We start from the raw sequence: 25,461 nt of genomic DNA, 5'->3' as shown, positions 1-25,461 counted from the left end.
TTCCAGCAGGAACGCGATGGCCAAGTCGACCCAGCCGATTATCATCAAGAAGGTCAAGAAGGCCGCTCATGCCCACCACGGCGGCGCCTGGAAGATCGCCTATGCGGACTTCGTGACCGCCATGATGGCGTTCTTTCTGCTGATGTGGCTGATCAGCATGACAACGCAGGAGCAGAAGGACGGCCTGGCGGAATACTTCGCGCCGACGTCTGCTCTGAGCCCCGGCACCAGTGGCGCTGGCGGCGTCCTGATGGGCACCGCCCTGGACAAGGCGGGCAACAAGACGTCGGCGCCCCGCGACGTGGCGAGGGACACGACCGGGCAGGATGACAAAGCGCGGCCGACCAGCGCGGGCGGCGGCGACCGCGAGGGCAGCCGTCGGGCTGCCAGCGTGCAGGTCAACTACAGCGCCATAGCCAGCCTCCGGCAGGCGCTCCAGAACATGCCTGAAATTGCCGATCTGTCGCGCAACATCGTGATCGAGCAGACCAAGGAGGGGTTGAACGTGTCCCTCGTGGACGATAACGGCCGCTCCATGTTCCCCGAGGGCTCGGTCCAGCCCTATGAGCGCACCCGTCTCGTGCTGGAGGCGATCGCGCCCACAATACGTCGGCTGCCCAACCAACTGTCTGTCAGCGGCCACACGGCCGCCGCACGCCCGGGCACGGTGCAGGCCGTCGATTCCTGGGGCCTCACCGCCGGGCGCGCGCTCGCCGTGCGCGAGATCCTGTCGGGTGCCGGGCTCCCCAACGACCGCTTTACGTCCGTGGTGGGACGCGCCGACACCGAGCCGCTCTTCCTCGACAATCCCTACATCCCGCCGAACCGACGGGTGACGATCACGCTGCTCAATGCGGAGCCGCCGCTGCCCCCGGGCGCCTTTCCCTGACGACAAGGCGTCTCGGATGAGAGCGGCCAAACGTGAAACGCGCACGGAACGCCGCTAATCACTGTGAAAAGCATAGAGGTCGTCACGCCAAAAAAGCGGCGCCGGCGGCTGTCTGGGCGGCGACAATCTGGCCGCGGGGGCCATTGCGATCGCGGCATTCGGCGTGCGCATCGATGCCGAAATCGCTCTCCCACTGGCAACGGAAGAGACGCCGACTCAATATCGCGTCCGACGTTGATCCCGCCTGAGCCATCCTGTGTCGAGCCGCCGGGGAGCGGACATTCGGGCCGTCGGCAATGGGTTAGATCTCGCCTCGGGCTCTAGGTTCTTGGATGACCTGAAGACCGCCTGGCGCGTCCGTTTTCCGCCGGAATGTCGGTCTCGAACATCCAGACCTGCGGCGACAGCGAACTCTTCCTTTTCAAAAGGCGCCGAGCCAGCGGCGACACAGAGCTGGAAATCGCCCCGTTTTTGTTGCTCCGTGACATCGCCCCTCTGGGAAAGGCGGGGGTGCGTCGCAAAAATCCGATTCGAGCCCATCCGGACGACAATCTCGCGGCGCATCGCAAATTCGACACGCAAAGAGCGGTGATGGGGCAAACAATGGGGCAGGAGTCGAAGCTCGCGAAAATATCTATTTTCTTCAGATATTTAATGGAGTTTCGTGGCGGACAGGGCGGGATTCGAACCCGCGATACGGTTTCCCGTATACACACTTTCCAGGCGTGCGCCTTCAACCACTCGGCCACCTGTCCGGCGCGCTGCTTATGACTGCCGGCCCACGATCTTTCAAGGGCCGAGATGCAGTGTTTTGCACAATCCCGGTAAATCGGTTGCGATCTGCGGCTGGCAAGGCCACATCTGGTCGCCGGAACGGTTGCGTCGGCCGGGAGGTTCGCGGCGCAGCCCGGTGGATCGCGGCGGGAGCAGGTGGTGCGGTTTCTTCTCCGGTTGATCGGTTATCTGTCCGTCGCGGCCGGCTTCGTCGCGCTTGTGATCGACGGCGCCCGATCGATCGCCAATGCCGGATTGCGCTTCACGCCGCTCGGTGAGGTGCTGACCGCTATCATCCATGAACGCTATCAATCGATCCAGCCGGCGATCGAGCGCAATCTCCATCCCTGGCTCTGGGATCCTCTGTTGCTGAATGTGATGCGCGCTCCGGTGGCCGCGGCTGCGCTCCTGCTCGGTTTCGCGTTGCTCTGGCTGGGGCGGCGCCCGGACGAGGTGATCGGCATCGTCACGCGTCGGTGATGGGTCGCCTGCGATCCCGCCCCTGTCCGAACCGGCCCGGGGCGCTTACATAGGCGTCGAGCTCGAACGAAACGGAGCCAATGATGTTCTCCCTGCGCAAGAAGACCGAGATTCCGACCGCCGTCGAGGCGCTGCCCGGCCGTGCCACGGCGATTCCCACCGCCGAAACCCATTTCGTCAACGGCCGCCCGCTGGCTGGCCCTTATCCCGAGGGAGCCCGCAAGGCCGTCTTCGGCCTCGGCTGCTTCTGGGGTGCCGAGCGCAAGTTCTGGCAGAGCGGCGAGGGCATCTGGGTGACCGCCGTCGGCTACGCCGGCGGCTCGACGCCCAATCCGACCTATGAGGAGGTCTGCAGCGGCCTGACCGGCCATACCGAGGTCGTCCTCGTGGTCTTCGATCCCGGGAAGATCGCCTATGAGGACCTGCTGAGGATCTTCTGGGAGAACCACGACCCGACCCAGGGCATGCGCCAGGGCGGCGATATCGGTACGCAGTATCGCTCGGCGATCTACACCTACGATGCCGGGCAGCAGGCAGCGGCCGAACGCTCGCGCGCCGAATACGGCAAGGCGCTGGCCGCCGGCGGCTACGGTCCGATCACGACCGAGATCCGCGAGGCGCCGACACTCTACTTCGCCGAGGACTATCACCAGCAGTATCTGGCGAAGAACCCGGGCGGCTATTGCGGCCTGGGCGGCACCGGCGTCGCCTGCCAGATCGGCCTCGGCGTCGAGGCCTGATGCAAAGGGGAGGCATGGCCTCCCCTTCTTTCGGTCTGCTGAGTTCCCTGTATGTTCTTGCGTTGCCGTCAAAGCTTCGCTAGCCTTCCCATGGGGTAGGGGAGCGGGACCGACATGGTGGCGCGGGTCGCGACGGTGGCGTTCGAGGGCATCGAGGCGCGCGCCGTCGACGTTCAGGTCCAGATCGCGCCGGGTGGCGTCGCCTTCGTGCTGGTCGGCCTCCCCGACAAGGCCGTGGCCGAAAGCCGCGAGCGGGTTCGCGCCGCGCTTCTCGCTTCAGGACTCGCGCTGCCCGCCAAGCGCGTCACCGTCAATCTCGCCCCGGCCGACCTGCCCAAGGAGGGCAGTCATTACGATCTGTGGCTTTGAATATTAGAATTTAAATTCAATATGTTGGACTTCTTCGGCGAGCTGGTATCTGGCTACGGGTAAGCAGGGGGTAAGCAGGCGGCGAGTTTTCGTGCGGCTGATCCTACGCCAGCTCGTACTCAGCGTCTGCGTAGGCTGCGTGTCTGAAGCCCTTGAACATCACAACCTGGTGGAGCCGGTAGGCAGCGGTGAGACCGGCGAGACCGGTACCGCCGATGGCAACCTTTGGCCCATTGCTGACAATTGGAAGGTCTGCTCCCGGGCGGTGCGATGAGGTCGGCACCGAGTGGCCGGAGCTGGCCAAGGCGGTTCTGATGGGCGGCAGGCGAGCATAAGGCAAACAGGCCCCTAATTCAGCGCGACTGTTGGTGAGGGCCAGGTCACATCTTCGCGGGTCACAGAGGCGCGGTCTGAGTCCCACGTGTGGACCTTCGTCAAAGGTTACATGTGAATAGGGCTGTCCGCTCGATCACGTCGTTCCGCGAGCATGTTAGCAAGAGGAATGCACAAGCTCGTCAATCCCTCGACGTCTGGTCAGTCCGAATTCATCGACCTCGGTCGCACGCTGCGTGACATCCCTGTGGGCGAGAACCTGACGGATGAGATCGACCTACAGAGACTCATGGGCTCGGGCGCTTCGAGCACATGGGCCGAGCTCTGCCCGGAAATGCGGGTGGTTGTATTGGCCGAGGCGGGAGCCGGAAAGACCTGGGAGATCCGCAATCTTGCCGGCCGCCTCCGCCACGAGGGCAAGGTGGCATTCTTCATTCGCCTGGAGTTGCTGGCGGAGAATTTCGAGCTCGCTTTCGAGCCGGAGCAGCATCAGAATTTCGAGGCGTGGCTGGCCGGCCAGGAAGATGCCTGGCTGCTCCTCGACTCCGTGGACGAGGCACGGTTGCGCCATCCTAGCGATTTCGGGACCGCAATCCGAAAGTTCGCCAACGTGCTGGGCGCGGCGAAGGCCCGAGCCCACATTGTGCTGACCAGCCGCATTAGCGCCTGGCGACCTGCGACCGACCTGAGTCTGTGCGTCGAGCTGCTGCCGCATCCTTCACCGGATACCAATACACGGACTAGCGAGAGCGACGATGTGATGGATGGTGACACTGTCCGAACGGAACGTGTCCAAGGCGACGCTACATCCGGGTACCGATTGGTCACCCTCGAGGACCTGGGCGACGATCAGGTTAGTCGCTTTGCCGCCGTCCGTGGGGTCGACAATCCTACTGCCTTCGTTGACGCCGTAGAACGCGCCGATGCGAAGGGCTTCACGGGACGGCCCCAGGATCTCGACGAGCTGGTCGACTTCTGGCGCGTCAATGGCAGAATCGGCTCGCGGTGGGAGATCCTGACCGCCAGCATTGACCGCCGGCTAGAGGAGCGCGATCAGAACCGGGCCGATGTCAACGCCCTGTCACCCGAGAGGGCCAAGTTGGGTGCACAGGCCTTGGCCGCTGCCGTGACGTTGACCGGAGTGCCGGTTATTCGGGTGCCCGATGGTGCGGATACCACCGATGGCGTTCCCATCTCCACAGTTCTTCCGCAGTGGACCGATGCCGAAGCGGGGGTGCTGCTGCAACGGCCCCTGTTCGACAGCGCCATCTACGGGACGATCCGGTTCCATCACCGGTCGGTTCGTGAATTCCTGGCGGCGCAATGGTTCGCTGACCGCCTCGGGCAGGCGCCGTCGCGCCTTGGCTTGGAACAGCTGTTCTTCCGCCGCCAGTACGGGATCGAGGTGCTGTCGCCGCTGCTGCGCCCGGTGCTGCCTTGGCTCATGCTGATGGACGAAGGCATCCGACGGCGGGTGCTGGCACTGGCACCGGAGGTGGTCTTCGAAGGCGGGGACCCGAGCCGCTTGCCTTTGGCCGATCGCAAGAGAATCCTGGCTGACGTTTGCAGGCAACTTTCTAAGCACACGTCCGATCGTTCGGTGCAGGACTACTCGGCCGTACAGCGGTTCGCAAACGAGGACATTGCGGACGATATCCGGGTGCTGCTGCATCGCTACACGGACGATCCGGAAGTCGCGCCCTTTCTGCTCAGGATGGTCTGGCTCGGACAGCTTCGCGACCTCGCCTCCGAAGTCATCAGTCTGGCCATCGATCCCGCCGATGCGGGCTATCGCCGCCTGACGGCCGTCCGCGCCCTCAATGCGATCGGGACGGAACCCGAAATCGACGCGGTGCGCCAGGCGGTCCTGGCGGAGCCCGGCGATCTCGACCGGCGGCTACTGTCCGAGTTGATCTCGGGCTTGCCCGGCACACCGGCGAGCGTCGCCTGGTTGCTCACGGCGATCGGGCGTGTGGCGCCGAAAAAGAAGCACGCCGTCGATCATCTGTCGCATGAGCTCGCAGCCTATGTGGAGCGGAGCCCGGCCATCGACCCGGCCCTGGTGGTCGGTCTGGAGGCGCTGTTGGGCACCGCGCCGATGCTCAGCGACCGGAGTAACCAGGTCTCGCAGCGCTTCGAGTGGGTGCTGGTCGCGGCCTCTCGGGCGGTGGATCGGCTGATCCAGGAGCGTGACCCGATCGTGCTGACGCCTGCCGCTCACAATATCATCCGCCGTGTGAGCACCGCCTACCAGAGTGACGTACTGTCGGGGGAAAGAGAGACGTTCGCCGAACTTGTTCAGGCGTGGCCGGAGCTCAACCGGGCGCAGTTCTGGCATGATGTCGAGCAATTGCGGATCAGCAAGGACGCAAAAGGCGGGCCGCGTGTCACCGATTGGTGGCAGCCGGCAAACTATGGTGCCTCCTGGAAGCTCGGCGCCGACGATTTCGCCTTTACGGTCGAGGCGATGACATCGAAGCCGTTGCTAGACGATCAACTCGTTGCCCTGACGCTGGCCTTCCATATCTACCAGAACAATGGTCGGCCACGGCATTGGCTGGCCGCTATGAAGCGAGCTGCAGCAACTGGGGAAGTGGCGGATCGGCTGCAAGCACTGCTACATCCTGGGGCCGATCCAGAGGGGCGCAAACTGAAGGCCCAACAGCGGCGATGGATTCGCCGCGACAAGGAGCGTCAGGCGGCCGAGGCGAGAGAACTCGGGGACTCTCGCGACAATCTAACCGCGCATCTCGAACAATTGCGTACCGATCTCCGCTCTCACCCTGAGCGGGCGGGCCAAATGAGAGCGATCCGCTACCTTTTCGACCGAACCCGGGACAGCCAGCATCAGAACCACTGGTCGAGCTATGACTGGCGCGGCCTGGCCGCGGACTTCGGGGACGACCTGGCGCAGCTGTTCAGGGACGCGGCACAGAACTTCTGGCGCCTCAACCGGCCGACGCTCCGATCGGAAGGGGCGCCTGCAAATGAAACGGCATTCGCCACTATTTTGGGCCTTGCTGGCCTCGATATCGAGACGCGAGAGACGCCTTCGATCCTCAAAACTCTGAGTGCTAATGAGATCGAGATCGCGTCGCGGCATGCTGTGTTCGAGCTTAACGGCTTCCCGGCGTGGTTTCCCGCGCTTTACGAGCACCATCGCGAAGCAGTGGCGGCCTTCCTGTTTGCCCAGATCCGGTACGAACTGACCGGTTCCGCCGCAAAAAACCGGGGCAATGACGTCCTCGGCAACGTGAGCTGGTCGGGCCAATGGGCCTGGGACGATCTGGGGCTGATGCTGATCGAGCTGCTGCACGAGCATGAGCCGGCGGATAGCGGCGCCTTGAGCAAGGTGCTGAGGATCGTGAGGAGCGCTAGCGGTCCTGATGCGGCCATTGCCGCCCTGGCGCGGTCGAAAAGCCGGGTCGTGGCGGAGGTTTCGCACGTTGGACAGTGGTTCGCGGTGTGGATGGGCGTAGAGCCGGACGCAGCGGTCCCGGCCTTCGCAGGCCACCTCGCGGCGCTTCCGGCCAAGCAGGCGACCAAGCTAGCCATGCACACGGCGGTTGCCTTGTTCGGAGGGGACTTCCACGCCGGGCCGGTGGCCCGGTCGGCCTTCATGCAGCCTCGATCGCTGCGCCGGCTCTATGACATCCTGCACCACTACATTCGGCGAGCAGACGATATTCACCGCACTGGTTCAGGTGTCTACAGCCCCGGATTGCGCGACGATGCGCAAGATGCCCGCGACAGCATCCTCGATCACTTGCGCGACCAGCCTGGAAAGGAGGCGCTGCTGGCGCTCCGCGAAATCGCGACGTCGCAGCCGGGCCGGGAATGGCTCTCGAGGCTGCTTCGCGGCAAGGCTGAGCGCGAAGGTGACTTCGAACCGTTCGAGCCCCACGACATCCCCTATCTAGGCGAGCACTTCGAACGCCGCCCTCGGAGCGCCCGCCAGCTCGGCGACACCGCGAGACTGCGACTGCTGCAGTTGAAGGAGGCGGCCGAGGAGAGCCGATCGCTCGACGCTGGGGTGCTGGACATTTCCGATGCACAAGCTGCGCGGGCGCTGCTGCAGGCCCGGCTGGAGGCCCTGTCCGACAACGCTTACAGCGTAGCTGCACTGGCCGGGGTGCCGCCTTCGCTGGTGCTATCCGGCGTGGGGTATGCAGCCGCCCAGCCGCTGGCTACCGGCACGTCCGAGGACGCGCCGGCGGTGTCCTGGATCGACACTCTTGAGGCAGGAAACACGTCGCAACGCGGCGTCCTTGCCGTTTTCCATCTGGCCCGTTCCAAGCGATGGCGGTGGCCGTGGTCACCGCTCCCGACTCTAAAGGGGACCGTGGCTGCAGCCCAGGCGCAATGGGAAGCTCGGGAAGACCAGGTGCCCACGCTCGATGATGTTGAGGTGATCGGCATCGACCTGACCCGGGTTCCGCCAGTGCAGGGCAAGAAGGATGGCTGGGACCGAATCTTCGATTTTCTCCGCTGGCTTTGGGGCACGACGCTGCTGCGGCTTGGGACGATGATCGCGGGCGCCGGCGTTACGGCTATCACCGGCGTGTTCCAAGTCTTCATCGAATGGGCCTTCGATAGATACTTTGGCATTCAGCTCGACATCCCCCAAAGCGCGGGGTGGATCGGGTGGGTGCTGCTGGCGATCGGGATCGGCGTCGCCGTGCTTGGTGCCGCGGATCAGCGCAAGGGGCGATAGGCATGCCGATCTGCATCTTTGGCCGCGTCGATCTGGAGCCTGCGATTACCCTGTCAGCGGGCTTGCGCCGAAGCGGATCGGGTTCGCGCGTCGGACTTAGATCCCGGCAACGCCAATCTTTTTGCCATCGAATTGACGCATCGCGTGCAGAGAGCAGACGGAAATGGAACGTCCGCTTCTCGGCAGATGCTGGATGCGCGGAGTTGGCGCTTGGCCGTGGCCTTGTACCGCGGCAGGTGCGTCATTACCGATCGATAGCATCATGCTGTGCCGCCTTCTGCAGATTGATGAACCCGCGGGCGTTGGCGCCCCCATTATCCTTTCGATCTTCGCAGTCCTTGCCGCGAACGCTGAAAAGCGAACCGACGCCATGCTTACCAAACAGCTCGTTGAATCCGTCCGCGCTCGCTTCAAAGGTCGCGCCGTCATTGTTCCCATTGCCCCAGCGGGAACGGCCCAGCAGCTTCCGCAGGGAGCGGCCTGAAGATGACATTGCGCCGGCAGCTCCGAAGACGCCCATGGCTGGGAGCCATTCTCCGCTTTCTCGGCCACGCGTCATGGGCTGCAGAGCAGAGTGCCTCAGGGCTCGATTTCCTCGGTGGGCGTCTTGAGGCGCCTTTTGCCGCTTGGACCGGTCCAGCCCGAATTGCCCGCACACTAGGTTTTAGAACGATAGAAGTGCCGCTTGCAGGAGGGCAGGTCGCAAGGCTTGTAGGAGTTACCCAGCATGACGCAGCGAACTTCATCTCCGCGGCCAACCAAGCCTTCCGCGAACATATCCTCAGGGAATTCGAAGCGGTTGAAGACGAACTGAGTGCGCTGTTCGAGGCTATCAGCCGCCTTGACCGGCCGCGCCGCTACCCCGCGGCCTGCCTTCTTGCCCCCATTTTTGTGCGCGCGACGGCCCTTATCGGCTCCTTGCCCACGACCATACCTGAGGGCTTCCTGCCGGAGCGCCAGCAAAAGCTCATCGACGCGGTCCGCGTATTCCAGGCGGAGCCTGCAGACGCGCGCCGGGCCGCAGTACAGCGCTTCATCGACTCTGACCTCGCTGACATGAAGGAATTCTTCGATACGATCGAGAAGAACCCTCTGACGCCTGAGCAGCGCCTGGCCGTGGTCACGGACGAGGATGCGACGCTTGTCCTCGCCGGGGCGGGCTCGGGCAAGACCAGTGTCATTGTCGCAAAGGCCGCCTACCTGATCGAACGCGACATCCGCCCCCCAAAAAGCATACTGCTCCTCGCCTTCGGGAAGGGCGCCGCCATCGAGATGGCCGCGCGCATCAGGGAACGGGCCGGCGCAGAAGTTGACGCCATGACGTTTCACGCGCTCGGCAACAGGATCATCCGCGAGGTCGAGGGCCGAGGGCCGGCGCTGGCCGAACATGCCAGCGAGGAGGCGAAATTTCGAGCGCTGCTGCGCGACATTCTGCTCAACGAAGTCGCGTCCAATGCCGACGTCGGGAAGCTGCTTCTGGATTGGCTCTCCGAATTCTATTTGCCGTACAAGAGCGAATGGGACTTCAAGACAGGCGACGGCTATTTCCAATGGCTGGAAGCCCATCGGCTCCGTACCCTGAACGGCGATCTCGTCAGGAGCTTTGAAGAATGGGAGATCGCCAACTGGCTCTATCGCAACGGCATCGCACACGAATACGAGCCGTTTTATGAAGGTCCTCTCCCGGAGGACGCACGCGGTTCCTATAGACCTGATTTCCGGCTGACGGAAAGCGGCATCTACATCGAGCATTTCGGCGTCCGCAAAGCGCGCGGACCTCTCGGCTCAATCCGCCTCACGACCGCGCCCCATATCGACTGCGACCGCTACCTTGCCGACATGGAATGGAAGCGCCAACTGCACACGAGGAACGGCACGACGCTCATTGAGACGTTCAGCTACGAGAAGGTCGACGGCAAGCTGCTCGACAACCTCAAAGAAAAGATCGCCCCCTACGCCACGTTTAAGCCTGTAGCCACCGACCAGCTGGTTAGCACCCTGGACGCCATGGGACAGGTTGATTCCTTCACGCAGACGCTGGGTACGTTCCTAAGGCACTTCAAGAGCTCGGGAGCCTCCATGGCCCAGTGCGAAGCGCGGGCCGACTCATCGGCTGATGCACAGCGCAGCCGTTTATTCCTGAAGATCTTCGACGCCGTAATCGACGCCTATGAAGCGCGCCTTGGCGACACGATTGACTTCGAGGACATGATCGCCCGCGCGACAGCTCATGTTGAGAGCCGCCGTTACAATAGCCATTACCGGCATATCCTAGTCGATGAGTTCCAGGACATCTCCGAAGGGAGAGCGCGGCTGCTCCGCGCCCTTAAGGCGCAGCATGAAGATGCTCGCCTGTTCGCAGTTGGCGATGACTGGCAGTCCATTTACCGGTTCGCCGGTTCAGACATCCATTTGATGCGCAATTTTGGCGCCGAGTTTGGCGGCCATTTCGCCGGCCGCAATGAGATGCACAGCATCGTCGATCTGGGACGCACATTCCGCAGTGTTGATAAGATCGCCCATCCTGCGCGCCGCTTCGTGCTGCGCAACCCCGCTCAGATGACGAAGGCCGTCGAACCTGCAGCGACAACCGCGACCCCCGCCATCATGGTCGCCTATTACCATCGAGGTCAGGAAGGCGATGTCCTTAGAGCGACGCTTGATCGCCTGTCTTCCGGCGCGGCTACCGGCACCAGCGTTCTCCTGCTGGGACGATACGGTCATGCACGCCCTCAGGCGCTCCCCTCGTTCGCCGAACAGTTCCCCAGGCTGTCGATCCGGTTCATGACGGTACATGCCTCCAAGGGGCTTGAAGCCGACCATGTTATTATCCTGCGCGCCGTCTCCGACACGATGGGGTTCCCGTCAGAAATCGTCGATGACCCTCTTCTTGACCTAGTTTTGCCGAAACCAGAGAATTTCGAGCACGCTGAAGAGCGACGCTTGTTCTACGTGGCTCTGACCCGCGCGCGGCATTCCGTGACCGTTCTTGCAGATCGGGAAAAACCCTCATGCTTCGCAAGGGAGCTCGCAGAAGACCCCGATTACCAGGTCGTGGAAATGGGCGAGCCCGGCATTGCCGAGCGCCGATGCCCGTCGTGCGGCGGTCGGATGCTCGTACAATCCTCAAAGAGCGGTGGAACCTTTTTCGCATGCGAGCACCGCTATCTTTGCGGTCAGACGCTGAAAGCCTGCAACGTCTGTGGAAGCGGACTGCCTATCAAAGCCATGGCTGATCCAGGCCATCTGCTTTGCAGCTGCGGCGCCTCATTTCCTGCCTGTCCCCGATGCGCCGGCGGATGGCTCGTCAAGCGTCGCGGCAGGAACGGCAAATTCCTCGGCTGTGTGAACTTTCCCACCTGCAAGGGCACCCGGAACTTGGCCGAGCGCCAGGACACGAGATCCGACTAGGCCGTAGACTCGTAATTGCGCAGCCACAGACGCATTGAGGCGAGTTGGACCATAGCTAGGAAGTTGGCGGCCAGCTTGTCGTAGCGTGTTGCGACACGGCGAAAGTGCTTCAGCTTGGAGAAGAAGCGCTCGATCAGGTTTCGCTCGCGGTAGAGGCGCTTACTGTAACAGGGCTTCCAGCGCCGATTGCTCTTTGGAGGGATGTTGGGCGTGGCGCCCCGTTCCTGGATCAGCTCGCGAATGCGGTCCGCGTCATAAGCTTTGTCTGCAAGCACGATGGTGCGAGGGCCGATGTGCACGGCGGTGAGAAAACCATCCAGTGAAGCGTCGGCGCTTGTGCTGGCGCGGGCGGCGTAAAAGCCGTCCACTGGTTAGGCTGCCCCCTTTCGGGGTTGGCGGGGATGTTCGCTGTGGAGGTCTACGCGGCGGTTCGCGATTTCGTTTTCAACCAGAAGCAGAGCCGGCGGGAAGCGGCTCGCGTGTTCGGGCTGAGCCGCGAGACGATCGCCAAGATGTGCCGTTTCTCGATCCCTCCGGGCTACACGCGCACAAAGCCGGTCGAGAAGCCGAAACTCGGTCCGCTGCTGCCGGTGATCAATGCGATCCTGGAGGCAGATCGGACGTCACCGGTGAAGCAGCGTCATACGGCGAAGCGGATCTTCGAGCGTCTGCGGGACGAGCACGGCTTTGCCGGCGGCTACACGGTGGTGAAGGACCATGTGCGGCTTTGCCGGGCGCGGGGCCGCGAGACCTTTGTGCCGCTGGCTCATCCGCCCGGGCACGCCCAGGTGGATTTTGGTGAGGCGACAGCGGTGATCGGTGGTGTGCGGCAGAAGATCCACTTCTTCTGCCTGGACCTGCCGCAGTCGGACGCCTGCTTCGTGAAGGCCTATCCGCGGGAGACGACGGAGGCATTCCTGGACGGGCACATCTCGGCCTTTGGCTTCTTCGAAGGCGTGCCGCTGTCGGTGCTTTACGACAACACGCGTATCGCGGTGGCGAAGATCTGCGGCGATGGCCGGCGAGAGCGGACGCGTGCCTTCACCGAGTTGGTGAGCCACTATCTGTTCCGGGATCGGTTCGGGCGTCCGGGCAAGGGCAACGACAAGGGCAAGGTCGAGGGGCTGGTGAAGTATGCCCGCTCGAACTTCATGACGCCGATCCCGGTTGCAGCGAGCTTCGCCGAGCTGAACGCGATGTTGGCCGAGCGCTGCCGCCGGCGACAGGGCGAGCGGGCCGGTCGACAGGCGCAGACGATCGGCGAGCTTCTCGCGGCCGATTGTGAGGCCTTGCGCTCCTTGCCGGCGGTGCCGCTGGAGCCGTGCGAGAAGCGTGGCGGGCGGGTCTCGTCGACAGCGCTGGTCCGCTATCGGTCGAACGACTACTCGGTGCCGACGGCCTATGGCTTCCAGGACATGGTGGTGAAGGGCTTCGTCGAGGAGGTCGTGATCCTGTGCCGGGGCGAGGAGATCGCCCGGCATCCGCGCAGCTACGGGACAGGCGTGTTCGTCGCCGATCCGCTGCATTATCTGGCGCTGATCGAGGAGAAACCGAACGCGCTCGACCAGGCGGCGGCGCTCCAGGGCTGGGACCTGCCCGAGAGCTTCCAGCACCTGCGCCATCTGCTGGAGGCGCGGATGGGCAATCGCGGCAAGCGCGAGTTCATCCAGGTGCTGCGGCTGATGGAGGCCTTACCGCGCGAGGTCGTGAGCTTCGCCGTCGGCGAGGCGATCCGGCTTGGTGCGATCGGCTTCGATGCGGTGAAGCTGATCGCACTGGCGCGTCTGGAACGGCGTCCGGCCCGTCTCGATCTGGCAGCCTATCCGCACCTGCCGAAGACGGCGGTGAAGACGACCTCGGCAGCCGATTATGCCGTGCTCCTGCCGGGAGCGGCGGCATGACGGGCGCGGCGAAGGAAACGATGCCGGCGGGCACCACGGCGGGAACGCCGCAGGTGCTGCTGGCGCATCATCTCAAGCATCTGAAGCTGCCGACGGTGCTGCGCGAATACGACAAGGTCGCGCGGGAATGCGCCCGGGACGGCGTCGATCATCCCCGCTATCTGCTGCGGCTGGTCGAACTCGAACTGATCGACCGGGAACGGCGCATGGTCGAGCGGCGGATCCGGGCGGCGCGCTTCCCGGCGGTGAAGAGCTTCGACACCTTCGACTTCACCGCGATCCCGAGCCTCAACAAGATGCTCGTGCTGGAGCTGGCGCGCTGCGGCTACATCCTGCGCCGGGAGAACATCATCGCGCTCGGCAACAGCGGCACGGGCAAGACCCATGTCGCTCTCGCGCTCGGGCTGGCCGCTTGCCAGAAGGGCTTCTCTGTCGCCTTCGCGACGGCGGCTTCCCTGGTAAATCAGCTCCTCGAGGCCCGCGACGAGAAGCGCCTGCTCCGGCTCCAGCGCGAGTTGCAGGCGGTCAAGCTGCTGATCGTCGACGAGCTTGGTTATGTGCCGCTGTCACCGACCGGCGCCGAGCTCCTGTTCGAGGTCTTCTCGCAGCGCTACGAGCGCGGCTCGACCATCGTCACCTCGAACCTGCCCTTCGAGGACTGGACCTCGGTCCTGGGATCGGAGCGGCTGACTGGCGCGCTGCTTGACCGGCTCACCCACCACGTCAGCATCCTGGCCATGAACGGCGACAGCTACCGCCTCAGGCAATCCGCTGGCCGCCGGCGCGCCACCGCCGCGGCGGAGCAAAACCAGGCCACCCCAGACAACGCCGATCCAGAAACCGGCGAGATCATCCCCTGATCAATCCCGACAGCGGATATGGCGAGGGCCCCGATCGGGGCCCTCGCCATATCCGCCGCTCCCCAACGCCAGTGGCCTGCTTTTACTCCGCCACGATGGCCTGGAATCCGACCGCCGTTGACAGTCGGACACGATCGTCCCCGACCGGCCGCGCAGGCGACCCTGCGGGTGCATCCACTTGTAGCTGCCCCTCCTGTGACCAAGGCGGTCTTTGACTAAAGCAGCAAGTCGTCAACCGGGCGATCCAGTCTCGTCAAAGCGGTTCGATTGGAAAGGGGACGGACCTGCGCGGCTCGGTTTGGCCAGAATACTCAGGCTCACAGCTTCGGCGGCTGCCGTTGAGTGTTAGCTATTCGCAGCCTTATCGAGCGGCGGATTTTGAACCCGCGGGTCGTCGGCTTGAGCAAGTTCGCCGTCGACCAGCGAAACCCGTTGGTGCTCTGTCGGCTTTAGCCACGATGCAGAGATAAAATTATCGCGCCGCACTATTGCAACATTTGTTACATTGTGCTCAGGTTTATGGAATAATAACGACAGAGCGGGATAAAAATGGTGCACTCATTGAATCGGCGGGGTTTCCTACAGGGCGCTGCTTTAGCCGGGCTGACTGCGCCATTTCTTATGAGCCAGGCATTCGGAGAGAATCTCAAAAAGGCCCGTGTGCAACTGAGCTGGGTGTCAAACGTCCAGTATGCCGGCGACTGGCTCGCGCAGGAAAACAGCCTTATGGCCAAGCACGGCGTCGAAGTAGTCTGGCAACCGGGCGGACCCAACGCACCTGCATCGCTGGTGACCCTTGCTGCCGGCAAGGCCGACATCGCCTATTCGAATTGGCTCCAGTTCCTTGATGCCGTCAACCGAGGCAATGATTTCGTGATGGTTGGCGCGACATTCCCGCGCAATCCGCATGGCCTGATCTCGCTGGCCAAGAAGCCGGTCCTGGAGCCGAAGAACCTCGTCGGTGCGAAGATCCTCGCCCAGGCCCCCAATGATAAGACGGCTATCGACGCTACGCTGGCGCTCGCCGGGCTGCCGAACAACTGGACCTGGGTTCCGACCGGCTTTTCTCCCGAACCGCTGCTAGCGGGGGATGGCGACGCTTTCACGGCGTTCAGCACGAACCAGCCCATCACGCTTGAAAAGATGGGCCTGAGGGCCGGCAAGGATTTCCATTTCGTATTCTTCGACGATCTCGGCTTTCGGACCTTTGGCTCGATCATTCTGACCACGCGGTCCTTCCTCAACAGCGACAGGGCCGCGGTCGTCGGCTACATCCGCGGGCTGATCGACGGATGGGCGCTGAACAGCAAAGATCCGACCGTCGCCCCGCGCCTCGTCGTCGAGAAATACGGCGCAGATCTCGGCCTCGATCTTGAGCAGCAGACCCGCCAGAACGAATTGCAGATTCCGCTGACGCGCTATGCCGAGCCGGGCAAGCTGCCACTCTCGCTCGACAAGGAACTCATCGAGGGGCAGATGTCCAAGGCCGCCCGGGCAACCGGACGCACCAAGCTTCCCGACATCGCGACAATCGCCGATTTCACGGTCGTTCAGGAAGCCTACGAGGGCAAGCCATGAGCGCCGCTGCGAACGGGAAGGACCACACGCTTCCGTCCGATATCGACCTGCTGATCACTGGCTGCGACATCGTCACCATGGATGCCGCCGGCACGATACTGAAGGATGCGGCGATCGCGATCAAAGGCAATACGATCGTCTGGATGGGGTCCGCCGCCGAAGGCAAGAAGATCGGCCGCCCCGCCTCCGTGATCGACGGAAGCGGCCAGGTCGCGATGCCTGGGATGATCGACGCGCATGTCCACACCGCCCAGCAGTTGCTCCGCGGAAAGCTTTCCGCGTTGCGCAGCCGGGGGCCGCTACGCAACCCGCCGTGGAAAAACTATTACGTGCCGTTCGAAGGGCTACTCGATCCTGAGGATGTCCATCTGAGCGGACTCGTTGCCTATACCAATATGCTCACAGTAGGCACGACATGCTTCGCCGAAGCCGGCGGGCCGCACCCGGATGAAATGGCGCGCGCCGCCATCGAGGTGGGCATTCGCGGATTCGTGTCGCTTTCGACTGTCGACCAGAACACGGATGTTGGCGGCAGCAGCGTTCCGGGCTCCATGATCATGACGACTAAGGAGGCCTACGACCGCAACGTAGCCCTGGTCAAGCGGCTGAGCACGCAAGAGCGGGTCAAGGGCTGGCTTTCGCTGCGCCAGATCATCGTCTGCTCGCCGGAGCTCATCCAGTCGCTTGCGGCCGCTGCCAGGGAGATGGGCGTAAAGATCCATACCCACCTATCGGAAGGCACCTACGAGATCGACTACGCGCTGGAGCACTTCGGAAAGCGGCCGGCGGAGTATCTCGATGATCTTGGGGTACTCGGCAAGCATCTCCACTGCGCCCATTCGATCATTCTGGCGCCGGAGGAAGTCGACCTCTACGAGAAGCACAATGTCTCCGCTTGCCATTGCGCGATGGGCAATTACGGGGTGGGAATTCCGCGCCTTCAGGAAATGTGGCGGCGCAGGATCGCCATCGGACTCGGAACCGATGGAGCGGCGTCTGCCGGCTCGCTCGATCTGTTCGCGGTGGCCCACGCCGCGCGCATCGGCCAGGCAGCGTCGATCGGGCACCCCTATCATATCAGGGTCCCGATGTCGGCCGAGGAGCTTCTCTCGGTCGCGGTCAATGGCGGCGCCCGCGCATTGGGCGTGGAAAATGAAATCGGCAGCCTCGAAACTGGAAAGCGCGCGGACATCATCCTAGCCGGCACTGACAACATCGATCAGTTCAGCGCCGGCAACCCGCTGTTTGTGGCCTCCAATCTCGTGGTGGGGCGCGACGTTCGCACGGTTGTCATTGACGGCAGGACTGTCATGAAGAACCGCGAGATATTGACCGTGGACATGGATGAGTTGCGTCATCGACTGTCCCGGCGGCTTCCCGAAATCATGGCGCGGTTCGACAAAGCCATCGACCACTACGGCAAGAGACGATCCGCATGAACGCCCCCGCCGATCAAGCTCCGTCGGTCGAGGTTCACGACGTTGCAAAGGAATTCCGTCTCGACGACGGCAAGCGCTTGGTCGCGCTCGAGGGTATGTCGCTGAATATCGCGGCGGAATCATTCGTCGCGCTGATCGGGCCGAGCGGGTGCGGGAAGAGCACCGTTTTGCGCATGATCGCCTCGCTCGACACACCGACGGGGGGCAGAGTGACCGTCAAGGGCAAGCCGCCGGCCGCGCTCGCCGCCGATCACCGGCTCGGAGTCGCTTTCCAGGACCACGCGCTGCTGCCCTGGCTGGACGTGCGCCGCAATATCGAACTGCCCTATCGCGTTTCCGGCCTGGCCGTGGATGGGGAAAGGGTCACTGAGCTCATCGCCCTGGTGGGCCTCACCGGGCTCGAACGCGCGCGGCCAAAGCAATTGTCCGGCGGCATGCGCCAGCGCGTGGCGATCGCACGCTCGCTGGTTCTGCGCCCGGAAGTGCTGCTGCTCGACGAGCCGTTCGGCGCGCTCGACGCAGTGACCCGTCGCCATATGAACCATGAATTGCAGCGGATCTGGACGGAAGAGAAGCTGACGACGCTGCTCGTGACCCACGCCGTCGATGAGGCGCTGTTTCTCGCCGACCGCGTGTTGGTGATGAGCGGCCGGCCCGGCCACGTTATCCAGAGCCTCGACGTGCCGTTCGAGCGGCCGAGAACGGTCGAAACCACGCGCACCGAATTGTTCCACCGGCTTCAGGACGAATTGACGGCGGCGCTCGACTCCCGGGCGGAGCACTGACATGGCGGCGTCCGGTCGGCCGCGGCACGGCTCTGCGCTGCTCGGCACGCTCGGCATCGGCATGTTCCTGCTCGCATGGGAAGTAATCGGCCAAAACAGGTGGCTGGGACTGACATGGCCCGCCCTGTCGGACGTCGTCGCTTTTCTCGTGACGGCGTCGCGACGCTCGCTGTTCCTGCGCGCGCTTGGCGCCTCGCTCGGTTCGCTTGCCATCGGCTACGGCCTCGGGCTGGTCGCTGGCATAGCGGCGGCTATGCTCGCCCATACCCTCACGGCGTTGCGGTCCGGACTCGACACGATGAGCGCGTTCATCCACGCCATTCCCTCGATCGCGCTGGCGCCGCTCTTCATTGTTTTCATCGGCCGGGAGAACACGCCGGCGGCCCTCGCCGGGCTCGGCACCTTCTTCGTGATGTATGTGACAACGACATCGAGCTTCGCCTCAACACGGCCCGAATGGAGCGACCTGATGCGCGTGCTCGGCGCCTCGCGCCTCGACCGGCTTCGGATGCTCGACATTCCGGCGGCGATCCCCATCATCGTGGGCGGCATGCGGCTGGCTGTGCCCTCCGCGCTGATCGGCGTGATTATCGGCGAATGGTTCGGCGCCTCACGCGGGCTCGGCGTACTAATGATCAATGCGATGCAGAACTTCCAGATCCCGCTGCTCTGGAGCGCGGTGGTCCTGACGGTGATCGTCTCGCTCAGTCTTTTCGCGTCGTTCGGTCTATTGCAAAGGTATGCCGAGCAACGCTTCCGCTAGAGACCTTGTGCACCCAACCATGAACCCAACCCTCAAGAGATTTCTCGCGAGTACCTGGATCGTCCTGGCGATTCTGATTGCCTGGGAGGCGGTGGTTTCGATCTATGCGATCAACACCATTGTCATGGTCTCTCCCTCCTCCATCGTGAAGGATATTCTGGCCAAACCCGGCGAATTCGGCACGGCGACGCTGCAGACCGTGCTGCTTGCCGCCGCGGGACTGCTGCTCGGTATGGCTATCGGAACGCTGCTGGCGGTGGCCACCTGGCTTTCGCGCTTCGTCTCCGGCCTTCTGACGCCGCTGAGCATCATATTCGCCTCGGTGCCGGTGGTCGCGATCATTCCGATCCTTGCCCGGCTTTTCGGGTATGAAACCGGCACGGTTCTCGCCATCGTGGCAATCATATCCTTCTTCCCCGCCTTCGTCTTCACCTCGGCGGGTCTGCGGAATCTGCCCCCCGGCAGCGATGATCTGTTCCTTGTTCTGGGGGTAGGGAAATTCAGGCGCCTCTGTTTTCTCGCCCTGCCCGCAGCCATCCCGCAATGGGCGATCGCATTTCGGCTTTCGGCGACGAACGCGATTCTTTCGGCGATCGTCGCGGAGTTCCTGATGGGTACGGGCGGGCTTGGCTATGTCTTCAACGTTGCGCGCGGCGATCTCGCTATGAGCCACGCGCTGGGCGCGAGCGCGATCGCCGCCGTCATCTCGATTGCCTGCTTCTTCACGGCGACCGCGCTGGAGCGCAAGGCGAGACAACGCTGGGGCTAGGCCAAGGGACTATGCGTCCTATCGGACGCGATTTGGCGACCCAACTCTTTGCTTTGCGCGCTTCGTAAATTGGGAGCCACTTTCCCGCCCAATGCTCTTCCCTGCCCTCAGGGGTTCTCAATCCAGGGCAGCGACAGTTCGGCGAAGGTTTCGGCATGGTGGATCGTCGCCGGGTGGGCGTGCAGGACGGCTCCCAACAACGCCTCGATAACTGCCAGAATCGCCGCATTGGAAACCGTGCCAAACTGCCGCTGCGCGGCGACAAAAATATTGACGTTGCCGATGGCGGCGAGCGGCGAGCGGTGGCTATCGGTGATCGACAACACTGGGATGGAACGTGACCGAGCGAGCGCTGCCAGTCTCACCGTATCCTTGATGTACCGGGGAAACGCGATGGCGATAACGAGATCCTCGCCGTTCATGTTCACGATGTGGCGAAGGCCGGTAAAGCCGCCCGAGCCGCCGGATGCTGCATGGACATGAGGATTGATCCGCAGCAGGCCGTTGGCGAGGATTTGGCCAAGCGCCGCGCCGTTGTCGAAACCATCGATGAAGATGCGCCGTGCCCTCTTGATCGTATCGACCGCCGCCTGCCACGTTGCGAGCTCGACGGAGGTGATCGTCTCAGTGAGATTTTCGATATCCTCACGTAGGATGTTGGCGACAATTCCATCCGCCGACATTTTCTGCGACATTTCCCGCTTCAGCCGGTGTACCGGTTCATAGGCTGCGCCGAGGTTCTGGATCAGATCGGCGCGAAACGAGGCGTAGTTCCTGTAACCCACGCTGCGGACGAACCGGTTTGCCGTGGCCGACGAAACGCGGGCTTCCTCGACAGCGCCATGTATGCTGACACGCGCCATCTTGACCGGATCTGACAAGACGAAATCCGCGAACATTTTCTGACTTTTTGAAAGCCCAGGGTACTTCTCTTTGATCTTCGCGTAAATTGTGGGCGTCGACATGATAGGTGAGGTGTGTAATTTAATCCGGCCCATCCCTCATTCTAACTCGCGAGTATGCGTTAAGGCCAGCTCTACCATGCTGATTCGTGACTTCGGCAGACGAACCGTAAGGGGCGGCGGATTGACGATCAGGCGGCCATGGCCCCTTTTGGGAGCGCTCGCCAAAGTTCACGGCGAACCACGCCTTGGCTAACCGGCTCTCGCGCTGCCACCGTACTCCTTCTCCGCGCGGTCAAGTCTGACCTGCCCCGAATGTGCGGTTGGGCTTCCGGAAACCCGCTTGCTCATGTTTTTTCTTGGGATTTCTGCACGCCCCGCACAGTTTTGCAGGAGGGCCGGGACAAGGAGCTGGAATTCGAGCAATTCGGCCTTGACGACGTCTCCCAATGAGATCGTCAAGCCGAGCCACTAGAAAGCAATGCCGGTTATCCTAACCACACCCGAGGAGGTTGAGCAGTGGCTACCCGGCGAGGCGAGTGGGAGGACAAGCAACATCTGCAGCGGCCTCTGCCGGTCAACATGATGGTGATTGTCGAGCCTCGGCGAAGCCAAAAGACGACGAAGATGCCCCGCTGTGAACGATGACAAGCGCGCTTCAATCCACAGCCGGTCGATGCCGACGAGGTCTAGCGGTTTCAGAGGAGTCTTTTCAGGGGGCTCCTCAGTCGAGCTTGACCACTGGATTTGGGCGTGGGCATCCGATCCTATACTGTGGACACCAATCGACATCAGGGCCTGCGATGACCTCGGCGGCATGGTTCGCGAGCTGATTTAAACGCCGGGTCCCATTCGACAGTGAGCGCATCTGCAGTCGTGTAAGGCTGTGATTGCCTCGGCTGAGGAATCACCGATGAATAACGCCATCGTCGGTGGTCGAGCCGGCGCCTCTCTCCCCGCAAAGGAATTCGCGCCGGCTCGTTCGTCTTCGACACGCACATATGCGACGTGAATCGAAAGCTGGCGACTGATTCCAAACTCTCGTTGGACGCAACGGCACTCGCCGTCGATCGTCCGGGGCATGAAAACGCCCCTGCCCCGCTGCCTCGAGCGCGTCGACGCCAGCCGAAACATGGCAAGGTTCTACGCGCTCTCGCTCGAGCCTACTCATTTCGGCGACATCGCAATTACACGCGAGTGGGGCGGCATTGGACGGCCAGGCCGCCGCCAGCTCGATTTATTTCCGACCGTCGCGAGTGCGGAAGCCGCCTCCGCGCAGCTCCAGTCCGTAAAGCTCAGGCGCGGCTACCGCGCAACACAAGCGCAGGCATCCAAATTCTCGCTTTTGGGCGTATAACCTCCACCGAAGTGGAACCTGCCTCGTGCTGAAGACGCCGAACCCCATCGATGTGTTCGTCGGACAGAAAGTCCGCATGCAGCGGCGCGTGCTAGGGCTTAGCCAAGAAAAGCTCGCTCATGCGCTGGGGGTGACGTTCCAGCAGGTTCAAAAAATACGAGAAGGGCAGCAACCGAGTAAGCGCAAGCCGACTACAGGCGCTGGCGCGCGTCATGGGAGTTGAACCGTCCTTCTTCTCCGCCGGTGCTCCGTCGCACGAGCGGCATATGGCCGTGGCGGCAGGCGCCTTCGCGGCGACGGATGTGTCGGCCCTGATGGCCACCGCTGAGGGGGTCGCTCTCGCCAAAGCGTTCCAGGCCATCAGGAGCGCGCAGGTACGCAGGCGCGTAATCGACTTGGTCGAATCCATCGCGCCGGAATAACTGACCACGCCTGAAGGTCTCGACGCCCCAGAAGGATGCAGGCTGGCCCTGGCGAAGCGCTGTGTTACGAATTCGCCGAGGATCTGTTCTGGCCATCCTGGTCGAAGCCCACCGGACTCCGGGGGCAACTCATCTAGACCGCGGCATTGCGGCAGGTGCGGTTGACGACGTAGGTCTCAAACCAGCCGCGGGAGGCGCGGGGCAAAAGATCGTTTCTGGACCGAGCCTAATGTCCGGCAAAAACATTTCGCATAAGAGCAGGCCGTATCCACTCATTGTTTGATCAAACCTCGACAGCCAGGCCGGGTGGGAATCACGGATTTTCACGATCGCCGTGGACATTCGGACAGCCGACCTGATTGGCGAGAACGCGTGTTCGACCGACGTTGTAGTCGTGCGAGCCGTGATCGTGACCGTGGATTCAGAGTTCGGGCTGGTGCTCCTCGATCAAAGCGCTGAGGTCCGAGACAAATGCCGGTGACAGTGTACTGCTCTGATGCCTGGGCTGGGACCGATTGCGGATGCGGCGCGTGATGCGTGATGAAGCGGCTGTGACGTCCGCTCTCCTCGCGATACCGGATGAGGCGGTGATTGTGTTTCGGCGTGCAAGTTTGACCCCGTGAGGCGGGGGATCGGCGTCCAACTTTGACCCCCTTGAGCCGGTTTCGGTGAGACTGTCCGTCCTGGTTTCGGATGGGCGGGCGGGGGATGAAGGGCGTGGATACGATTGCGCGGATCCGGCGCGAGTTTTCGATCCGCGGGAAGACGATCAAGGAGATCGCCCGCGAGCTGCACGTCTCTCGGAACACGGTGCGCAAGGTGCTGCGCTCTGGCGCGACGTCGTTCGAGTATGAGCGGAAGGTTCAGCCGCAGCCGAAGATAGGGCCCTGGCGCCCTGAGCTGGATCGGCTTCTGATGGCGAACGAGGGCAAGCCGGCCCGCGAGCGCCTGACGCTGATCCGTCTTTTCGAAGAGCTGCGGGATCTCGGCTTCGAGGGCGGCTACGATGCCGTTCGTCGCTATGCGAGAGGCTGGCGCCGCGAGCAATCCGCCGTCACGGCCGACGCCTATGTGCCTTTGAGCTTTGCGCCCGGCGAGGCCTACCAGTTCGACTGGAGCCACGAGATCGTCGTCATCAATGGCGCCACGACCCAGGTAAAGGTCGCGCACGTCCGGCTTTGTCACTCGCGCATGCTGTTCGTGCGGGCCTATCCGCGCGAGAGCCAGGAGATGGTCTTCGACGCCCATGACCGGGCCTTCGCCTTCTTCAAAGGCGCCTGCACGCGCGGCATCTACGACAATATGAAGACCGCGGTGGAGACGATCTTCGTCGGCAAGGAGCGGGCCTATAACCGCCGCTTCCAGCAGATGTGCAGCCATTATCTGGTCGATCCCGTCGCCTGTACGCCGGCCTCCGGCTGGGAGAAGGGACAGGTCGAGAACCAGGTCGGGCTCGTGCGGGAGCGTTTCTTCGCCCCGCGCCTGCGGGTCAAGAACTACGACGAGTTGAACGCCTGGCTGATGGATCAGGTGCTCCGCTATGCCAAGGCTCACCGCCATCCGGAGCAACGTGACCGCACGATCTGGGAGATGTTCGAAGCCGAGCGGCCGAGCCTCGTGCCTTACGCCGGGCGGTTCGATGGCTTCCATGCGCTGCCGGCCTCGGTGTCGAAGACCTGCCTCGTGCGCTTCGACAACAACAAGTACTCGGTCATCGCGAGTGCGGTCGGGCGTCCCGTCGAGATCCGCGCCTATGCCGATCGGATCGAACTGCGCCAGGACGGGCGCCTCGTCGGCGAGCATCCCCGCTGCTACGGCCGCGACCAGACCATCTACGATCCCTGGCACTATGTCCCGGTGTTGGCTCGCAAGCCGGGCGCTCTGCGTAATGGCGCGCCCTTCAAGGATTGGGTTCTGCCCGGCGCGATCGACCGGGTCCGGCGCAAGCTCGCTGCCGTTCAAGACGGCGATCGGCAGATGGTCGAGATCCTCACGGCGGTGCTCAGCGACGGGCTGCCTGCCGTCGAAGCCGCCTGCGCGGACGCTCTGCGGCAAGGCGTCCATTCCGCCGACGTGATCATCAACATCCTGGCCCGGCGCCGCGAGCCCGCGGCAGCGATCACGATCATGACGCCCGATGCCTTGCGGCTGCGCCATGAGCCCGCCGCCGATTGTGCCCGCTACGACAGCCTCAGGAGAGCCGTGTGATGGAACGCTCGGAGATTCTCGCCACCATGGGCGAGCTCAAGCTCTATGGCATGAAGGCCGCCTTCGACGAGATCATCGCCTCGGCGGTAAAGCGCCAGCACGAGCCCCAGCGCGTCGTCGGCGATCTGCTCGCCGCCGAGATCGCCGAGAAGCAGGCTCGTTCGATCAAGTATCAGATCACTATCGCCAAGCTGCCGCTCGCCAAGGACATCGCCGACTTCGCCTTCGACGACACGCCGATCAACGAGGCGCTCGTCCACGATCTCGCTGGCGGCAACTTCCTGGCCCATCAGCGCAATGTCGTCCTCGTCGGCGGCACCGGGACCGGCAAGACCCATCTCGCCATCGCGATCGCCCGGGCCTGCATCCGCGCCGGCGCTCGCGGCCGCTTCTTCAATGTCGTCGATCTCGTCAACAAGCTCGAGGCCGAAGCCCGCGCCGGCCGCCAGGGCCGCATGGCCGATTATCTCGCCCGCATGGACTTCATCGTCCTCGACGAACTCGGCTATCTGCCCTTCGCACAGTCCGGAGGACAACTGCTCTTCCACCTGGTCAGCAGGCTCTACGAGCAGAGCTCCGTCATCGTCACCACCAACCTCGCCTTCGGCGAATGGCCGTCCGTCTTCGGCGACGCCAAGATGACCACCGCGCTCCTCGACCGGCTCACTCATCACTGCGACATCGTCGAGACCGGCAACGAGAGCTGGCGCTTCAAGAACAGGCTCTGAGTTCCCCGCACACCACCGATCCGGAGCCGGCGCGGCTGC

18 protein-coding genes, 1 tRNA gene and 2 pseudogenes are annotated in these 25,461 nt (G+C 63.2%); 17 read left to right on the top strand and 4 right to left on the bottom strand.

Going from position 1 to position 25,461, the window contains the following annotated elements; genetic code table 11:
• The first annotated feature begins 16 nt into the window (after positions 1-16).
• Positions 17-889 carry a flagellar motor protein MotB gene (locus tag AC6RIC_RS26150; protein WP_499734560.1) on the top strand — a complete coding sequence of 291 codons (873 nt, stop codon included), beginning with the start codon at positions 17-19 and terminating at the stop codon, positions 887-889.
• Positions 890-1,554: 665 nt separating this feature from the next.
• Here the strand turns inward: AC6RIC_RS26150 and AC6RIC_RS26145 are convergent.
• Positions 1,555-1,644 (bottom strand) — tRNA-Ser (locus AC6RIC_RS26145).
• Positions 1,645-1,822: 178 nt separating this feature from the next.
• Here AC6RIC_RS26145 and AC6RIC_RS26140 point away from each other — a divergent pair.
• The 4 genes and pseudogenes from AC6RIC_RS26140 to hyoA all read left to right on the top strand — a co-directional run bounded on the left by AC6RIC_RS26140 (position 1,823) and on the right by hyoA (position 8,299).
• Positions 1,823-2,143 carry a hypothetical protein gene (locus AC6RIC_RS26140; RefSeq protein WP_499734559.1) on the top strand — a complete coding sequence of 107 codons (321 nt, stop codon included), beginning with the start codon at positions 1,823-1,825 and terminating at the stop codon, positions 2,141-2,143.
• A gap of 83 nt (positions 2,144-2,226) precedes the next feature.
• On the top strand, positions 2,227-2,883 hold the full coding sequence (gene msrA / locus AC6RIC_RS26135; protein ID WP_499736662.1) for a peptide-methionine (S)-S-oxide reductase MsrA: 657 nt from the start codon (positions 2,227-2,229) through the stop codon (positions 2,881-2,883).
• Between the two features lie 114 nt (positions 2,884-2,997).
• Positions 2,998-3,243: pseudogene (locus AC6RIC_RS26130) on the top strand (magnesium chelatase domain-containing protein); the annotation flags it as partial.
• 511 nt (positions 3,244-3,754) lie between these two features.
• Complete coding sequence (gene hyoA, locus AC6RIC_RS26125) at positions 3,755-8,299, top strand: NACHT domain-containing antiphage protein HyoA (RefSeq protein ID WP_499734558.1); 4,545 nt, start codon at positions 3,755-3,757, stop codon at positions 8,297-8,299.
• A gap of 244 nt (positions 8,300-8,543) precedes the next feature.
• Here hyoA and AC6RIC_RS26120 read toward each other — a convergent pair whose 3' ends face one another.
• Complete coding sequence (locus AC6RIC_RS26120; RefSeq protein WP_499734557.1) at positions 8,544-8,819, bottom strand: hypothetical protein; 276 nt, start codon at positions 8,817-8,819, stop codon at positions 8,544-8,546.
• Between the two features lie 158 nt (positions 8,820-8,977).
• Between AC6RIC_RS26120 and AC6RIC_RS26115 the strand changes: the two genes are divergently transcribed.
• Positions 8,978-11,710: a UvrD-helicase domain-containing protein gene (locus tag AC6RIC_RS26115; RefSeq protein ID WP_499734556.1), complete on the top strand. Its 2,733-nt coding sequence runs from the start codon at positions 8,978-8,980 to the stop codon at positions 11,708-11,710.
• Here the strand turns inward: AC6RIC_RS26115 and AC6RIC_RS26110 are convergent.
• A pseudogene (locus AC6RIC_RS26110) lies at positions 11,707-11,988 on the bottom strand (IS5 family transposase); the annotation flags it as partial. The gene AC6RIC_RS26115 and the pseudogene AC6RIC_RS26110 sit on opposite strands and share 4 nt — an antisense overlap.
• A 123-nt stretch (positions 11,989-12,111) precedes the next feature.
• On the opposite strand from AC6RIC_RS26110, the gene istA (AC6RIC_RS26105) reads away from it, so the two are divergent.
• The 7 genes from istA (AC6RIC_RS26105) to AC6RIC_RS26075 all read left to right on the top strand — a co-directional run bounded on the left by istA (AC6RIC_RS26105) (position 12,112) and on the right by AC6RIC_RS26075 (position 19,805).
• Positions 12,112-13,611, top strand: coding sequence for an IS21 family transposase (gene istA, locus AC6RIC_RS26105; RefSeq protein ID WP_499734555.1), 1,500 nt, complete (start codon positions 12,112-12,114; stop codon positions 13,609-13,611).
• Positions 13,608-14,471, top strand: a complete 864-nt coding sequence (gene istB, locus AC6RIC_RS26100) for an IS21-like element helper ATPase IstB (protein WP_499734554.1) — start codon at positions 13,608-13,610, stop codon at positions 14,469-14,471. Before istA (AC6RIC_RS26105) ends, istB (AC6RIC_RS26100) begins: the two co-directional genes overlap by 4 nt.
• A gap of 621 nt (positions 14,472-15,092) precedes the next feature.
• Positions 15,093-16,049, top strand: coding sequence for an ABC transporter substrate-binding protein (locus tag AC6RIC_RS26095; RefSeq protein WP_499734553.1), 957 nt, complete (start codon positions 15,093-15,095; stop codon positions 16,047-16,049).
• A complete protein-coding gene (locus AC6RIC_RS26090) occupies positions 16,046-17,488 on the top strand; it encodes an amidohydrolase family protein (RefSeq protein WP_499734552.1) in 1,443 nt (480 codons plus the stop codon). Before AC6RIC_RS26095 ends, AC6RIC_RS26090 begins: the two co-directional genes overlap by 4 nt.
• Entirely contained in the window at positions 17,485-18,273 is a 789-nt protein-coding gene (locus AC6RIC_RS26085) for an ABC transporter ATP-binding protein (RefSeq protein WP_499734551.1), read from the top strand. Before AC6RIC_RS26090 ends, AC6RIC_RS26085 begins: the two co-directional genes overlap by 4 nt.
• Positions 18,274-18,334: 61 nt before the next feature.
• Positions 18,335-19,036, top strand: coding sequence for an ABC transporter permease (locus tag AC6RIC_RS26080; RefSeq protein ID WP_499734550.1), 702 nt, complete (start codon positions 18,335-18,337; stop codon positions 19,034-19,036).
• Entirely contained in the window at positions 19,014-19,805 is a 792-nt protein-coding gene (locus AC6RIC_RS26075) for an ABC transporter permease (RefSeq protein WP_499734549.1), read from the top strand. The genes AC6RIC_RS26080 and AC6RIC_RS26075 overlap by 23 nt, the downstream gene beginning before the upstream one ends.
• A gap of 107 nt (positions 19,806-19,912) precedes the next feature.
• On the opposite strand, the gene AC6RIC_RS26070 is transcribed toward AC6RIC_RS26075, so the two are convergent.
• The gene (locus tag AC6RIC_RS26070; protein ID WP_499734548.1) at positions 19,913-20,770 is read right to left on the bottom strand and encodes a MurR/RpiR family transcriptional regulator; all 858 of its coding nucleotides are present in this window, start codon (positions 20,768-20,770) and stop codon (positions 19,913-19,915) included.
• A 1,018-nt stretch (positions 20,771-21,788) separates the two neighbouring features.
• Between AC6RIC_RS26070 and AC6RIC_RS26065 the strand changes: the two genes are divergently transcribed.
• From AC6RIC_RS26065 to istB (AC6RIC_RS26050), 4 genes are all read left to right on the top strand, one after another.
• Positions 21,789-22,064 carry a WGR domain-containing protein gene (locus AC6RIC_RS26065; RefSeq protein ID WP_499734547.1) on the top strand — a complete coding sequence of 92 codons (276 nt, stop codon included), beginning with the start codon at positions 21,789-21,791 and terminating at the stop codon, positions 22,062-22,064.
• Positions 22,065-22,140: 76 nt separating this feature from the next.
• The gene (locus tag AC6RIC_RS26060) at positions 22,141-22,287 is read left to right on the top strand and encodes a helix-turn-helix domain-containing protein (protein WP_499736661.1); all 147 of its coding nucleotides are present in this window, start codon (positions 22,141-22,143) and stop codon (positions 22,285-22,287) included.
• A gap of 907 nt (positions 22,288-23,194) precedes the next feature.
• Entirely contained in the window at positions 23,195-24,694 is a 1,500-nt protein-coding gene (istA, locus tag AC6RIC_RS26055) for an IS21 family transposase (RefSeq protein WP_499734546.1), read from the top strand.
• A complete protein-coding gene (gene istB, locus AC6RIC_RS26050) occupies positions 24,694-25,422 on the top strand; it encodes an IS21-like element helper ATPase IstB (protein ID WP_257735803.1) in 729 nt (242 codons plus the stop codon). The genes istA (AC6RIC_RS26055) and istB (AC6RIC_RS26050) overlap by 1 nt, the downstream gene beginning before the upstream one ends.
• Positions 25,423-25,461 lie beyond the last annotated feature (39 nt).

The organism is Allobosea sp. TBD101 (assembly GCF_059817965.1).
Note: the sequence above shows the minus strand (reverse complement) of the source record. Positions and strands in the feature narration are given on the sequence as shown.